The organism is Halomicrobium sp. HArcel3 (assembly GCF_058933135.1).
In genome coordinates this window covers 31618-43412 of the sequence record NZ_JBZYDN010000012.1, presented here as the reverse complement: position 1 = coordinate 43412, position 11795 = coordinate 31618, and the positions used below count along the sequence as shown (strand labels likewise).

The 11795-nt window shown below is 66.8% G+C and carries 12 protein-coding genes; 7 read left to right on the top strand and 5 right to left on the bottom strand.

Annotated features, from left to right (window positions below):
- Positions 1–90 precede the first annotated feature (90 nt).
- Positions 91–2877, bottom strand: a complete 2787-nt coding sequence (gene alaS, locus AC5FRV_RS20170; protein WP_493562874.1) for an alanine--tRNA ligase — start codon at positions 2875–2877, stop codon at positions 91–93.
- 242 nt (positions 2878–3119) lie between these two features.
- On the opposite strand from alaS, the gene AC5FRV_RS20165 reads away from it, so the two are divergent.
- Both AC5FRV_RS20165 and AC5FRV_RS20160 read left to right on the top strand, forming a co-directional pair.
- On the top strand, positions 3120–3383 hold the full coding sequence (locus tag AC5FRV_RS20165; RefSeq protein ID WP_493562873.1) for a hypothetical protein: 264 nt from the start codon (positions 3120–3122) through the stop codon (positions 3381–3383).
- Positions 3380–3853, top strand: coding sequence for a type II toxin-antitoxin system VapC family toxin (locus AC5FRV_RS20160; RefSeq protein WP_493562872.1), 474 nt, complete (start codon positions 3380–3382; stop codon positions 3851–3853). Before AC5FRV_RS20165 ends, AC5FRV_RS20160 begins: the two co-directional genes overlap by 4 nt.
- A 15-nt stretch (positions 3854–3868) precedes the next feature.
- On the opposite strand, the gene AC5FRV_RS20155 is transcribed toward AC5FRV_RS20160, so the two are convergent.
- The gene (locus AC5FRV_RS20155; RefSeq protein WP_493562871.1) at positions 3869–4843 is read right to left on the bottom strand and encodes a replication factor C small subunit; all 975 of its coding nucleotides are present in this window, start codon (positions 4841–4843) and stop codon (positions 3869–3871) included.
- 438 nt (positions 4844–5281) lie between these two features.
- On the opposite strand from AC5FRV_RS20155, the gene AC5FRV_RS20150 reads away from it, so the two are divergent.
- From AC5FRV_RS20150 to AC5FRV_RS20140, 3 genes are all read left to right on the top strand, one after another.
- On the top strand, positions 5282–6367 hold the full coding sequence (locus AC5FRV_RS20150; RefSeq protein ID WP_493562870.1) for a sulfite exporter TauE/SafE family protein: 1086 nt from the start codon (positions 5282–5284) through the stop codon (positions 6365–6367).
- 139 nt (positions 6368–6506) lie between these two features.
- Positions 6507–7247 (top strand): competence/damage-inducible protein A, encoded by a 741-nt coding sequence (locus AC5FRV_RS20145; protein WP_493562869.1) that lies wholly within the window; start codon positions 6507–6509, stop codon positions 7245–7247.
- 72 nt (positions 7248–7319) lie between these two features.
- Positions 7320–8090: a CPBP family intramembrane glutamic endopeptidase gene (locus AC5FRV_RS20140; protein WP_493562868.1), complete on the top strand. Its 771-nt coding sequence runs from the start codon at positions 7320–7322 to the stop codon at positions 8088–8090.
- Between the two features lie 13 nt (positions 8091–8103).
- Here the strand turns inward: AC5FRV_RS20140 and AC5FRV_RS20135 are convergent, their stop codons facing one another.
- From AC5FRV_RS20135 to AC5FRV_RS20125, 3 genes are all read right to left on the bottom strand, one after another.
- Positions 8104–8748, bottom strand: coding sequence for a DedA family protein (locus AC5FRV_RS20135; RefSeq protein ID WP_493562867.1), 645 nt, complete (start codon positions 8746–8748; stop codon positions 8104–8106).
- A 68-nt stretch (positions 8749–8816) separates the two neighbouring features.
- On the bottom strand, positions 8817–9161 hold the full coding sequence (locus AC5FRV_RS20130) for a type II toxin-antitoxin system PemK/MazF family toxin (protein WP_493562866.1): 345 nt from the start codon (positions 9159–9161) through the stop codon (positions 8817–8819).
- A gap of 55 nt (positions 9162–9216) precedes the next feature.
- A complete protein-coding gene (locus AC5FRV_RS20125) occupies positions 9217–9606 on the bottom strand; it encodes a MarR family transcriptional regulator (RefSeq protein WP_493562865.1) in 390 nt (129 codons plus the stop codon).
- Between the two features lie 259 nt (positions 9607–9865).
- Here AC5FRV_RS20125 and hemB point away from each other — a divergent pair, with 259 nt between their 5' ends.
- Positions 9866–10849, top strand: coding sequence for a porphobilinogen synthase (hemB, locus tag AC5FRV_RS20120; RefSeq protein WP_493562864.1), 984 nt, complete (start codon positions 9866–9868; stop codon positions 10847–10849).
- Between the two features lie 170 nt (positions 10850–11019).
- Positions 11020–11730 carry a hypothetical protein gene (locus AC5FRV_RS20115; RefSeq protein ID WP_493562863.1) on the top strand — a complete coding sequence of 237 codons (711 nt, stop codon included), beginning with the start codon at positions 11020–11022 and terminating at the stop codon, positions 11728–11730.
- Positions 11731–11795 lie beyond the last annotated feature (65 nt).

Here is an 11795-nt window from a genome sequence, read left to right as displayed (position 1 = left end):
GACGGAACTGAGTGGTCCCGGTCGGTGACCGTGGCGAGGCTGTCGCTGGCGGAACGGCGGTCGGCGAAAAACAGTGGGCGGCGAACGAACTCAGGCGTTGGCGACCCGCCGCAAGACGTCGGGCGCGTCTTCGAGCGCCTCGTCCAGTGCGTCGGCGTCCGGGCCGCCGCCCTGGGCGAAGTCGGCGGGACCGCCACCGCCGCCGCCGACCATCCCCGCCAGTTCGCCGACGACCTGTCCGGCGTTGAGGTCGACTCCGTCGGGGACGGCGACGACGAACTGGGCACCGTCCGCGCCGGAGCCGAGCACGGCGATGTTGCCCTGCTCGACGACGGCGTTGGCCTGGGCGCGCAGTTCGTCCATGTCGGCGTCGATGCGCTGGACGACCGCCGTGGCGTCGCCGACTTCGACCTCTTCGGCATCGGCCCCGCCCGAGGCCCGTGCCTCGGCGAGCTGTGACTTGAGTTCCTCAATTTCCTTGCCCCGGGCCTTCCACTCGGAGAAGAACCGCTCGGCGGTCTCGGGGACGTCCTCGGGGCTGACGTCGAGGATTTCGGCGGCCTCGTTCAGAGCGTTCTCGGTGCGCTGGGTCGCCTCGATGGCGGCGTCGCCGGCGGCGAACGTGAGCCGGATGACGCCGTCCTGGACGCGCTCGGTGCCCAACATCTTGATCGTCCCGACGTCACCCGTGCGGGCGACGTGGGTGCCGCCGCAGGCCTGAACGTCCTCGGCGACGTGGATGAGGCGGATCTGTTCGCCCGGCGGGATGCCGCCCTGGTAGAGGTCGAAGCCGTGTTCGGCTTCGGCGTCGTGACGGTCGGGCCACTCCTGGGTGACCGCGACGTTGTCCATGACGATCTCGTTGGCGTAGTGCTCGATGGCCTCGACCTCCTCGCGCGAGATGGACTCGTAGTGGCTGACGTCGATGCGGGAGCTCTCGGTGCCTTTCTGGGCGCCGGCCTGCCGGATGTGGTCGCCCAGCACCTGCCGGGCGGCGTGGACGACGAGGTGGGTCGCGGTGTGGTGTCGCATCAGGCGGCGGCGTCGGGTCGCGTCGATCTGGCCGCGGACGAACTCGCCCTTACCCGGGTCCTCGCTGGTGGTGTGGACGATGACGCCGTCGTGGAGCTGGACGTCCGTCACCTCGCCGGTGACGTCGTCGGTCGCGAGCGTCCCGTGGTCGGCGGGCTGGCCACCGCCTTCGGGGTAGAACATCGTCTGGTCGAGCACGACGTCGAAGTCGCCGTCTTCGCGGTCGAACACCTCGAGGACGACGGCCTCGAACTCCATGCGGTTCTGGTCCTCGTAGTAGAGCTGCTCGGTGTCGGGCAGTTCGGCGATGCGGTCGGCGTAGGGGACGCCCGCCTCGTCCTCGAAGGCCTGGCCACCCTCGTGGCGTCCGGCGACGAGCGCGTAGAAGTCGTCGGGTACCTCGACGTCGACGTCCTTCTCGGCGGCGATCTCCTCGACCATGTCGGGCTGGATGCCGTGGGAGTCGTACAGCTCGATGAGCTCGTCGACCGGGATGGCCTCGCCCGTCTCGGCGTACTCGTCGGCCAGTTGCCGGACGCGCCGGCCGCCCCGGTCCAGCGTCTCGCGGTACTTCTCGACCTCGGTGCGGACGACGTCGCGGACGTGGTCGCGGTTCTCGTAGCCCAGCCGCTCGGCCTGCATGTCGACGAGTTCGTCCAGCGGCGCGTCGACGCCGACGGTGTCACAGAGCCGTTTCGTTCGGCGAAGCACCATCCGGGCGAGGTAGCCCGTCCCGACGTTGGAGGGGACGATCTCGTCGCCCAGCATGTACGCCAGCGTCCGGCAGTGGTCGGCGATGGCGTAGATGTCCTCCAGCGGCTCCATCAGGTCGAGCAGCGCTTCGGTCGAGACGCCCACCTGGTCGGCGATGGTGTCCCGGGCGGCCTCGATGTCCTCGGCCTCGTCGATGTCCATGTGGCCGGCCAGCTTGGCGGCGCGGTGGACGATTTCGGCCTCTTCGTCGGTCATCTCGACGCCGGCGTTGTCCTTCAGGAAGGCGATCATGTCGGGGTAGATCGCCTCGTACACGGTCGGCGTCCCCTGGGACATCCACGTCCACCGTTCGAGCCCGTAGCCCGTGTCGACGACGTAGGTGTCCATCGGGGCGTACGTGTTGCCGTCCTTCAGTTCGTACTCGCCCTCTGGGTCCTGCTCCATCGACATGAAGACCAGCGTCGCCAGCTCGGCACCCTTGTAGATAACTTCGAGCGCGGGACCGGCGTTACCCCCGCCGACCCAGGGGTCCTCGATGTAGACGAGTTCGTCGAGGTCCGCGCCCAGCGACTCGAACAGTTCGTCGCAGTACTGGACGGTCTCCTCCTTCCAGTACACCTCGCCCTGGTAGGCGTACTGCTCGGGGTCCTCGATATCTTCGCGGGCGTTGAACGCGTGGTGGGCCATCATCTCGAAGGCCATCGTGTGCCGGCCGGTCTTGCCCACGTTGTCGATGTCCTGCATCCGGATACAGGGCTGGCTGATGGTCAGCGGGTTCGCCGGCGGCGGCGTCGACCCCGAGGTGACCAGCGGCTGGAAGTCGTAGATCGAGGCCTGGGTCAGGAGGGCGTCGTCGCGCCACCGGTTCGCGGCGACGGGGTAGGGCTCGATGCGTTCGTGGCCGTGGTCCTCGAAGAAGGAGAGGAAGGCCTCGCGCATCTCCTCCAGGGTGTACGCCTCGTCGAAACCGGGGTCGTCGATGAACCCGTACTCCGCACACGGCGGTTCGCCGCAGGTCTCGCGGGACTCGTCCCTGGTCCAGAAGTTGGCCCCGCACTCGGAACACTCCCGGCGGACGAACCCCTCCTCATCGAAGTACTCTAGTCGGTATTCGTCGGCGAGGTCGCTCATTGCGGTATCTTTGGCCCACCAGCGCCTAAAACTGTTCCGAAGGGGTCGAGCGCGGATACTCGCCCAATCGCCCGACTACGTGCGGATCTGGCCGCCACGTGCTACCCGTTTCGACACGGACGCCGTCTCCTTCCCGCCGTTTCCCTTCCGTCGGCCGCCCCGATCGGCCCCCTTCGTCTCGCCGCTTATGCCAACAATTTTGTTCATTCAGGTTCGACGATCTCATGAACAGACGAAATCCCATGTCACGAACAGATGCCAAGGTCGTCCAGACGGAACTTCCCGAGTCCGAGTATCGGCGACTCCGGCAACTCGCCGACGAGGAAGGGATCTCGCTGAAAGAAGCCCTACGGCGAGCGACGGGCGCGTACCTCGAAGCGAAGGACCGCCCCGACCCAGAGGACCCCTTTTTCACCTTTCACGACCGGGTCGACGCCGACGCCGCAGCCGACGACGAGACTGACGCCCGGGAGATGGACGAGGACCTGTACGGGGACAGCGCGTGACGAACGAACTCGACAGGTTCCAGCCGAAGACGGCCGGTGCGACGGGGCTCTTCGTCGATTCCGGCGCGCTGTACGCCTACTTCTACCCGCGGGATCAGTGCCACGAGACGGCGCGAGCGTTTTTCGAGGCCGAACGAACCGGTTCGCTCCCGTATCGCCCCCTCTTCACGAACGACTACGTCCTCGACGAGGTCGTCACCAGGCTCCGTCGGCACGCGAACTTCGACGTGGCAACAGAAGCGCTCGATAGCCTGTACGACGGTGCGGCGTTCGATTTTCGCTCGGTCACCGACGACGTCCTGGCTGACGCGGTCGACCAGTTCAGGGAGTTCGACGATCACGGGGAGCTATCCTTCACCGACCACGTCATCGCGGTTCACGCGGATTCGCTGTCGGTCGACCACGTCCTCACGTTCGACGGCGACTTCGAGACTTTCGGGCTGACGAGCATTCCACATTACGTCGAGTAGAACGGCCGTCTCTCGCTACTTCCCGAGCGCCAGCGACGCCAGCATCGCCTCGAGCTGGACGCGCTCGTTGGCGCCCTGGGTGATGCGGTAGTCGGTCTCGCCGACGCGGTCGAGCACGCGCACGGCCTGCTCGTCGTCGAGGCCGAACTCCCACACCGACCGGTGGATCTGGTTGATGACGTCGCCGCCGGCGATGCCTTCGTCGGTGAGGAGCTCGTCGAGCTTGGACCGCGAGGCGGTGAAGTCGCCGCCCAGCGCGGACTCGACCATGGTCTGTATCTCTTCGGGCCTGGCGGTCGACGTTATCTCGAAGACCGCCGCCTCGTCGACGACGCTCCCCGTAATCGAGGCCGCCTGGAGCCCGTTGATGGCCTTCCGCATGTCGCCGTCGGCGGCGTAGACCAGCGCGTCGACGCCGTCCTCGGTCAGTTCGATCCCCTCCACGTCGGCGATGTGTCGGATCTCCTCCTCGACGGCCGCGTCCGAGAGCGGCGAGAAGCGGAAGACGGCACACCGGGACTGGATCGGGTCGATGATCTGACTGGAGTAGTTACACGAGAGGATGAAGCGGACGTTGTTGGAGAACTGCTCCATCGTGCGGCGCAGCGCCGACTGGGCGTCGCTGGTCAGCGCGTCGGCCTCGTCCAGGAAGATGATGCGGTAGTCGACGCCGCCGAAACTCGTGCGCGCGAAGCTCTTGATCCGGTCCCGGACCACGTCGATCCCCCGCTCGTCGGAGGCGTTGAGTTCCAGGAAGTGCTCCTGCCAGTCCTCGCCGTACAGTTCGTGGGCGATGGTGACGGCGCTCGTCGTCTTGCCCGTCCCCGCCGGTCCCGAGAACAACATGTGGCTCAACTCGTTGCGGGAGACGTAGCTCCGCAGCCGCTCCACGATGTCCTCGTGGCCAACGATGTCGTCGAACGACGTCGGGCGGTACTTTTCGATCCAGACTTCCTCCCGCCCGACAGCTTCGGCCTCGGCCTCGCTCATGGGCGAAGGGTGGGTGTGGGTGGGCATAAAGGATGCGAGGTAGGTTGGTGCGAGCGCAGCGAGCACCAACTAAATGACGAGCGGGGAACGGAGTGACCCGCGAGGTCGGCTGGTCGTGAACGGAGTGAACGACCAGCGGAATGGCCATAGAAGCGAGTTCCCTGCACGGCGATTCAGCGAAAATCTGTCGAAAGAGCCACGAACGGAAGAAATCCGCGCGATCGGGGCGCATTTGTGTGGGAACGACGAACACACGCGGTTCGACGCACAGATTTTTTCAACTGGTAATCCCACGCCCTTGGCTATGGTCGGTAGTGTCGACGATCACGGTCGCGATCGGTCCACCATCGCCCTCTCGAATGGGGGTTCACCGCCGCTACGCGCCGTGGGGTCGTCGAGCGCGTCGCGAACGGACGGGCGACAGCACATCACCTGACGATGTCCGCGAGTTCTACCCAGCTGGTCCAGCGGGAGTTCCTGCGCCACCAGCACCTGTTCGTCTTCGCGGCGCCCCTGGTGTTCGTCGCAGCGGTCGTCCTGGCGGCTCCGACGCCCGAGGGGACCGGGCTGTCGTACTGGCTCGACTACTGGTGGCTGTTCCCCTTCTTCCTGCTGGGGGCGACGATCGTCAACACCGTCGGGATCAGCGGGTCGGCGCTGTTCGTGCCGTTCCTGATCTTCATCTTCCCGTTGCTCGCTCACCCGCTCGAACCCGAGACGCTCGTGAAGGTCGGGCTGATTAGCGAGTCCTTCGGGCTGTCGAGTTCGGCGCTGGCGTTCATCCAGTACGGCCTGGTCGACCGACGGCTGGGGCTCACGCTCGTCCTCGGCGCGCTCCCCTTCGTCGTCGGGGGCGCGCTCCTGTCGTTCGTCATTCCCGAGCCGCTGTTTCACGCCTTGCTCGCGCTGGCGCTCGTCGCCGCCGCGTATCTCATGTTCACGGCCAATCTCGGCCACGAGGAGCCGGGGGAGGACGGGGCCGACGTCGCGACGGACGGTGGGACCGACGCGGGCCTGCCGGACGACGACGGGAAGCTCGGCCCCGCGGGCGTCGGCATCGACGACGCGGGGACCGTGACGCGGGTCGACCGCGGTGGCGACACCTACACGTACACGTGGTCGGGCTACCTCGAACGGTTCGCTAACTACGCCGTCGGCGGCCTCTTCCAGGGACTGGCCGGCTTCGGCATCGGCGAACTCGGCATCATCTCGAAGCTCCGGACGAACGTGCCGGTCCGGGTCGCCATCGGCACGAACCACGTCGTCGTCGCGACCACGGCGATCATCGCCTCGATCGTCCACGTCTTCGGGGGTGGGCTCGTTCCCGGCGGCCACTCCCTGAGCCTCGCGACGACGCCGTGGAACATGGTCGTGTTCACCGTTCCCGCGACCGCCCTCGGTGGCCAGATCGCTCCCTACGTGTCGAACGCGCTCGATACGGAGACGATCAAGAAGGGCGTCGCCGTCCTCTTCGCCGTCATCTCGGTGGCTCTCTTCCTGATGGCGTCCGGCCAAACTGTGTGAGGCCGGGCTCGGGTGACGACCAGCGGGAGTCAGCCGGCGGCCGGCGGGATCTAGGCGGTCCACCGCTCGGTGGCAGGGGAACTCGCCCCGCTTCCCATCGAACAACGCTTAATCGGCCGGCGACCCTCGCCGATCACACATGGAGGTCGCCATCCTCACCGTCGGCGACGAGATCCTCTCGGGGGACACCGAGAACACCAACGCGACGTGGCTGGCCCGGCAGCTAACGGAGCGCGGGGCCACCGCCAGGCGAATCCTCACCGTGCCGGACGACGAGGAAACGATCGCCGACTACGTCCGTCGATGGAGCGAGGCCTTCGACGCCGTCGTCGTCACCGGCGGACTCGGCGGAACGCCCGACGACCTCACGGTCGAGGCCGTCGCCGACGCGCTGGACCGGGATCTGGTCGTCCAGGACGACGTACGCGAGACCATCGCCGAGAAGGCCAGGCAGTTCCGCGAGGAGAACCCCGACCTCGCCGAGGGATACGACTTCGACATCGACCTCGACGCGCAGGCGGCCCTGCCCGACGGCGCCGAACCGCTGATCACCGACGCCAGCTTCGCGCCTGGCTGTGCCGTCGAGAACGTCTTCGTCTTCCCGGGGTTCCCGGAGGAACTCCGGGCCATGTTCGCGCTGGTGGCCGAGGACTTCGGCGGCGACGCCATTTCGGAGACGCTCACCACGCCGGCGCCGGAGGGCGCGCTGTACGAGGCGCTCGAAGACATCCGGGGACAGTTCGACGTGACGGTGGGGAGCTATCCCGTGAAGGGGCGGGATCCGGGGCGGGTGAAGGTGACCGGCACCGACTCGGAAGCGGTCGAGGCCGCCGTCGCGTGGCTGCGAGAAGAGATCGAAGTGGTCGATCACACAGACTGATCGGACCGACGCGATTTCGGACTCTGAAACTCTGCTCGGCGACCTATAGGCGGTCCGCGCGTCGGTGTCGATATGTCTGCTATCAGATCACTTGGGGATCGACTCGGTGCGGGTGATCACGGTCCGTATGCCGCTGTCTACGCGGTGCTCGGCCTGACCGTCATCGGAACCGTCGCAGCAATCGCCGTCGCGATCGTCGCGTGGCCCGTCGCCGGACTGCTGGGCGTGAGCGACTCGGCCGCCGTGCGGATACTGCTGAACAAGAGCGTCCAGATCGGATTCCTGATCGTCGCGGTCGGGTACGTCGTCTACCGCGGCGCACCGGGGCGGTACGCCCGATTTCGGCGACCGACGATACGTGACGCCATCTGGATTGCGGCCATCTTTCCCCTTCTCAAGGCCGTCGCGTTCGTCGTCGGACCGGTGCTGGAGTTCCTCGGCGTCGTCACGCATACGAGTGGCTCAGAGGGCGTTCCGGAACTGGCCACGCAGCCCGCGCTCCTGCTGTTCGCGTTGGCCCTCTGGTTCCTGTTCGCCGCGCCGGCAGAGGAGTTGCTCTTCCGGGGCGTCGTCCAGGGCCGGTTGCGCGAGGCGTTCGACGTCGTGCCGGCGCTCGTCCTCGCTGCTGGCTGTTTCGCACTGATGCACGTCCCGATGGCGCTCCTCTCCGAGGGGATGGGTCCCGTGCTCGCAGTGGTCGCGGAGACGTTCGTCGGCGGCCTGGTGTTCGGCCTCGCCTACGAGCGAACGGAGAACCTCGTCGTCCCGGCGGTGGCCCACGCGACGCTCTGGGCGGGCGGCATCGTCGAACACTACCTGTCGGTACTCACCGCAGGGCTGTGACACAACCTGGCGCTCAGAACAGTTCCATCACGCCGAACTCGAAGAAGTAGTAGGCGGCGACGGCGAGCCAGGACTCGAAGATCAGCGTGCCGACGGCCGAGAGCACGACGAACTCACGAAGGTCCATCTCGGCGACCCCGGCCGGGACGGTCAACATGCCACGGGTGAACAGCAGCGCGTTGCTGACGAGGACGGCCGGGCGACCCCACCGGTCGAACCAGCCCTCGAACCGTTCCAGCTTCGAATCGCTGACGCGGAACCACGGTTTCTGGAGGAGCCACTCCCGACCGCCGCGCTTGGCGAGCAGGAAGAGGGCCGTCTGGCCGATGGTCGCGCCGACGACGGCCACGACCATGATGAACGCGATGGTGTCCAGCTCGTACCCCGACGGTGTCGTCGCGAGCGCGCCGATGGCGAAGGGGACGATCCCCTCGCTCGGCGCGAAGTACAGCAACATCGCCCCCTCGAGCACGAAGATCAGGAAGAGGACGTACAGGCCGTAGGTCTCGATGAGTTCCTTGGCGAAGGCAGCGTCGCCGACGAAGAAGAGCACGACGCCAGTGATAGCTAGCAGCGCGAAGGTCACGGCGATGACGAGCAATCCGTAGTCCTCGGCGAAGACGCGGAGGCGCGAGCGCGAGGACTGCGTGGAGGCCATTAGTCGTCTGTGACTCGCGTCGCGTCCAAATGTCTTCTGTTCGGGATCGTCGGCGACGGCCAACCAAGTTAGCAGGTGACGCCGACCATCCGCGCCACAGCGGTCGCCACGTCGGTCGTCGCATCCTTAGTGAGCGACCCCTTCGGCCGGACGACGTCCGCGTGTTTGATTGTGAATACGTACCACGGCGACGCGTAACTCTCCCCGCCTGGATCGCCGGCAGCCCACGACGACGGCGTCAGTTCGATCGCTCGCTGTCGTTCGGTCCGCGTCAACCCGACGACGGCGTATTCGGATCCGTGAAACGGATGCGAGTCGTCGCTGAGGATCAGGAACGGGCGCTCTCGCGGCGCCGGTTTGAACGGCGCGGGGTGCCAGATCACGTCTCCCCGCTGGAATGGCCCGTCACTCATCGCCGCTCGGGGACCCGGTATCGTGAGACTCCCTCTCGGAATCGGTGTGTCCCACTCACCGCTCGCGATCGTCAGGACCCTGGCGCTGTTCGCGGGGATCGACGTCTGACTCGTGCCACCCCTCGAAATCGTCGTCGCCGTGCCGGTCCTCGAAGGCGCGCATGCTCGCGATGGTTCCGTCGAGGGCGGCCAGGCGGTCGTCGTCGCCGGCGGACCAGTACGGCGACTCGTGTTCGACCAGCCCGCGTTCTTCGAGGCGGGCGAGTGTCGGATTGACGCTGCCGGCCGGAACGTCGACGTGCTCGCGGATCTCTGCCGGTTTGAAACCCAGGTCCGGGTGCGCCGCGAGGTACGAGAGGATCCTGTGGGCGTTCGACGCCGGATCGATCGGGAGGCCGTCGCCGTCGTCCCGCGCTTCCCGGTAATCGTCGAAGTTCACCGGCATATCGTGACGTTTGGATCGTATGGGTTGTATGCTTTTGTATCCATTGTATGTATTCCACCCAGCTCGCCGTCTCAGTGCTGTTCGAGTCCGCGAGGGTCGCTCGGGACGGTCATTCGTCACGCCCCGCCGATGAGAGACGCCACCTGGTGCCATCACGGACGCTGGCCCCGTCTTCCCTCTTAAGGGTGTGGCAGCGTCGTCCTGGGCACGGCTCGTTCGGAGCGGTGGGTTCTTGCCCCGGAGTCTCCCAACGTCACGCATGAACCCCACTCGCCGACCCCGTCGTCTGCGGGCCGACGGCGTCCGCTCGCTCGTCCGCGAGACGGACCTGTCGGCGTCGGACCTCGTCGCGCCGGTGTTCGTCGACGCGACGGCCGACGAGCGAGTCCCCATCGAGTCGATGCCGGGCCACGAGCGCGTCCCGGTCGCCGAGGCAGTCCCTCGCGTCGAGGAGGTGCTCGACACCGGTGTCGAGGCCGTGATGGTGTTCGGCATCCCCGAGTCGAAGGACGAGCGCGGAACCCGGGCCTGGGCCGAGGACGGCGTCGTCCAGGCGGCAGTCCGCGACATCGCGGCCGAAACCGACGCCTACGTTGTCACCGACGTCTGCCTCTGCGAGTACACCGAGCACGGCCACTGCGGCCTGATCGAGGAGGGGGCCGCGGAGGACCCGACGCTCACCGTCCGCAACGACGAGACGCTCGACCTGCTCGCGAAGACGGCCGTCTCCCACGCCGAGGCCGGCGCGGACATGGTCGCCCCCTCGGCGGCGATGGACGGGATGGTCGGGGCCATCAGGACGGCGCTCGACGACGCGGACTACGACGAGGTGCCGATCATGAGCTACGCGGCGAAGTTCGCCTCGGCGTTCTACGGGCCGTTCCGCGACGCGGCGGACGGCGCTCCGGCGTTCGGCGACCGCCGACACTACCAGATGGACCCCGCGAACGGTCGCGAGGCGATGCGTGAAGTGGCTCTCGACGTGGAGGAGGGCGCGGACGTGCTGATGGTCAAGCCCGCGCTGCCGTACCTCGACGTCGTCAGCGCGGTCCGGCGTGAGTACGACCACCCCGTCGCCGCCTACAACGTCAGCGGCGAGTACGCCATGTTGCACGCTGCGGCCGAGAAGGGCTGGCTCGATCTGGAGGAAGTGGCCTTCGAGTCGCTGCTCTCTATCAAACGGGCCGGCGCCGACCTCATCCTCACCTACTTCGCCGAAGACCTGGCGAGTCGGCTGGACTGACCGGCGAGGCGTTCGCGGACCGTCGCGTCGATGACTCGGGGCAACGGTGGCGCCCACTCCGATTGCCGTGTCCGCCCTCTCGGACTCTGACCGGCCGAGAGCGACATTTTCCCGCCCGAAACGGCCGGAATTATTATGTCTGACCGGTCGACACGTGCGTGCAGATACTCATGGGTGGAACCAGAACCGGGATGGTCACGGTCGAGGACGTCCCCTCGAAGGCGTATCGCGGCGTCGAGATCCTGTTGCTGTTACCGATCGCACTCTACGCGATGCTCGGGGTCGGTATCATCTTGCTCGGGTTCGGCGAGAGCGAGGCGGGCGTCATGGGAGCGGTGGCAGCACTGGGCGCGTGGTGGATCGGTGGCATCGCCCTCTTTTTCGTCTCCTGGCTGTTGACGCCGTTCGTCCTCTATCTGGACACGAAGAAGCTCAACGAGGCGGACCTGGAGTGGCAGCCGAGTCCGGTGCTGTACGCGGTTCTCGGCCTCTTCTTCGGCTACCTGATGAAGCTCCATCACATCTACAAGCGTCACCAGTACGTCGTCGACTGGGTCGAACGTGACTTCTGGTGGGTGTTCGTGGCGGCCGGGACTGTCCTCCCGACCATCTTACTCGCGCTCGCCTTTTCCGTCGGGATGAACAGCGGCACTGTCTTGCCCTTCCTCCTGGTTGGCCTCGCTATCCTGACCGCCGTTCCGTTCCCGCTCGCCATCTACCGCGACGCGACCTACGTCCGGCTCAACTCCAGTGGCTGGCGACCGAACCCGGGGAACTACCTCAACCTCGCCGTCTTCTTCTTCGTCCTCGCGCCCGTCGCGTTCCCGATCACCGGCGGCTACTACCTGGTCCGTCGACACCTGGTCATTGGGACTGTCTGAGCGAGCCGGCGTTCGCTCTCTACCCCATCTTCCTCTATCGACCGGGGAACGGCCCCACCATTGGC

What these genes read in the sequence shown, in the direction of transcription:
- AC5FRV_RS20130 (WP_493562866.1), bottom strand. Translation starts at nt 9,161, where the DNA reads ATGAGTGACGGGCCATTCCAGCGGGGAGACGTGATCTGGCACCCCGCG.
- AC5FRV_RS20135 (WP_493562867.1), bottom strand. Translation starts at nt 8,748, where the DNA reads ATGGCCTCCACGCAGTCCTCGCGCTCGCGCCTCCGCGTCTTCGCCGAG.
- AC5FRV_RS20165 (WP_493562873.1), top strand. Translation starts at nt 3,120, where the DNA reads ATGTCACGAACAGATGCCAAGGTCGTCCAGACGGAACTTCCCGAGTCC.
- AC5FRV_RS20115 (WP_493562863.1), top strand. Translation starts at nt 11,020, where the DNA reads ATGGGTGGAACCAGAACCGGGATGGTCACGGTCGAGGACGTCCCCTCG.
- AC5FRV_RS20155 (WP_493562871.1), bottom strand. Translation starts at nt 4,843, where the DNA reads ATGAGCGAGGCCGAGGCCGAAGCTGTCGGGCGGGAGGAAGTCTGGATC.
- hemB (WP_493562864.1), top strand. Translation starts at nt 9,866, where the DNA reads ATGAACCCCACTCGCCGACCCCGTCGTCTGCGGGCCGACGGCGTCCGC.
- alaS (WP_493562874.1), bottom strand. Translation starts at nt 2,877, where the DNA reads ATGAGCGACCTCGCCGACGAATACCGACTAGAGTACTTCGATGAGGAG.
- AC5FRV_RS20145 (WP_493562869.1), top strand. Translation starts at nt 6,507, where the DNA reads ATGGAGGTCGCCATCCTCACCGTCGGCGACGAGATCCTCTCGGGGGAC.
- AC5FRV_RS20150 (WP_493562870.1), top strand. Translation starts at nt 5,282, where the DNA reads ATGTCCGCGAGTTCTACCCAGCTGGTCCAGCGGGAGTTCCTGCGCCAC.
- AC5FRV_RS20125 (WP_493562865.1), bottom strand. Translation starts at nt 9,606, where the DNA reads ATGCCGGTGAACTTCGACGATTACCGGGAAGCGCGGGACGACGGCGAC.
- AC5FRV_RS20140 (WP_493562868.1), top strand. Translation starts at nt 7,320, where the DNA reads ATGTCTGCTATCAGATCACTTGGGGATCGACTCGGTGCGGGTGATCAC.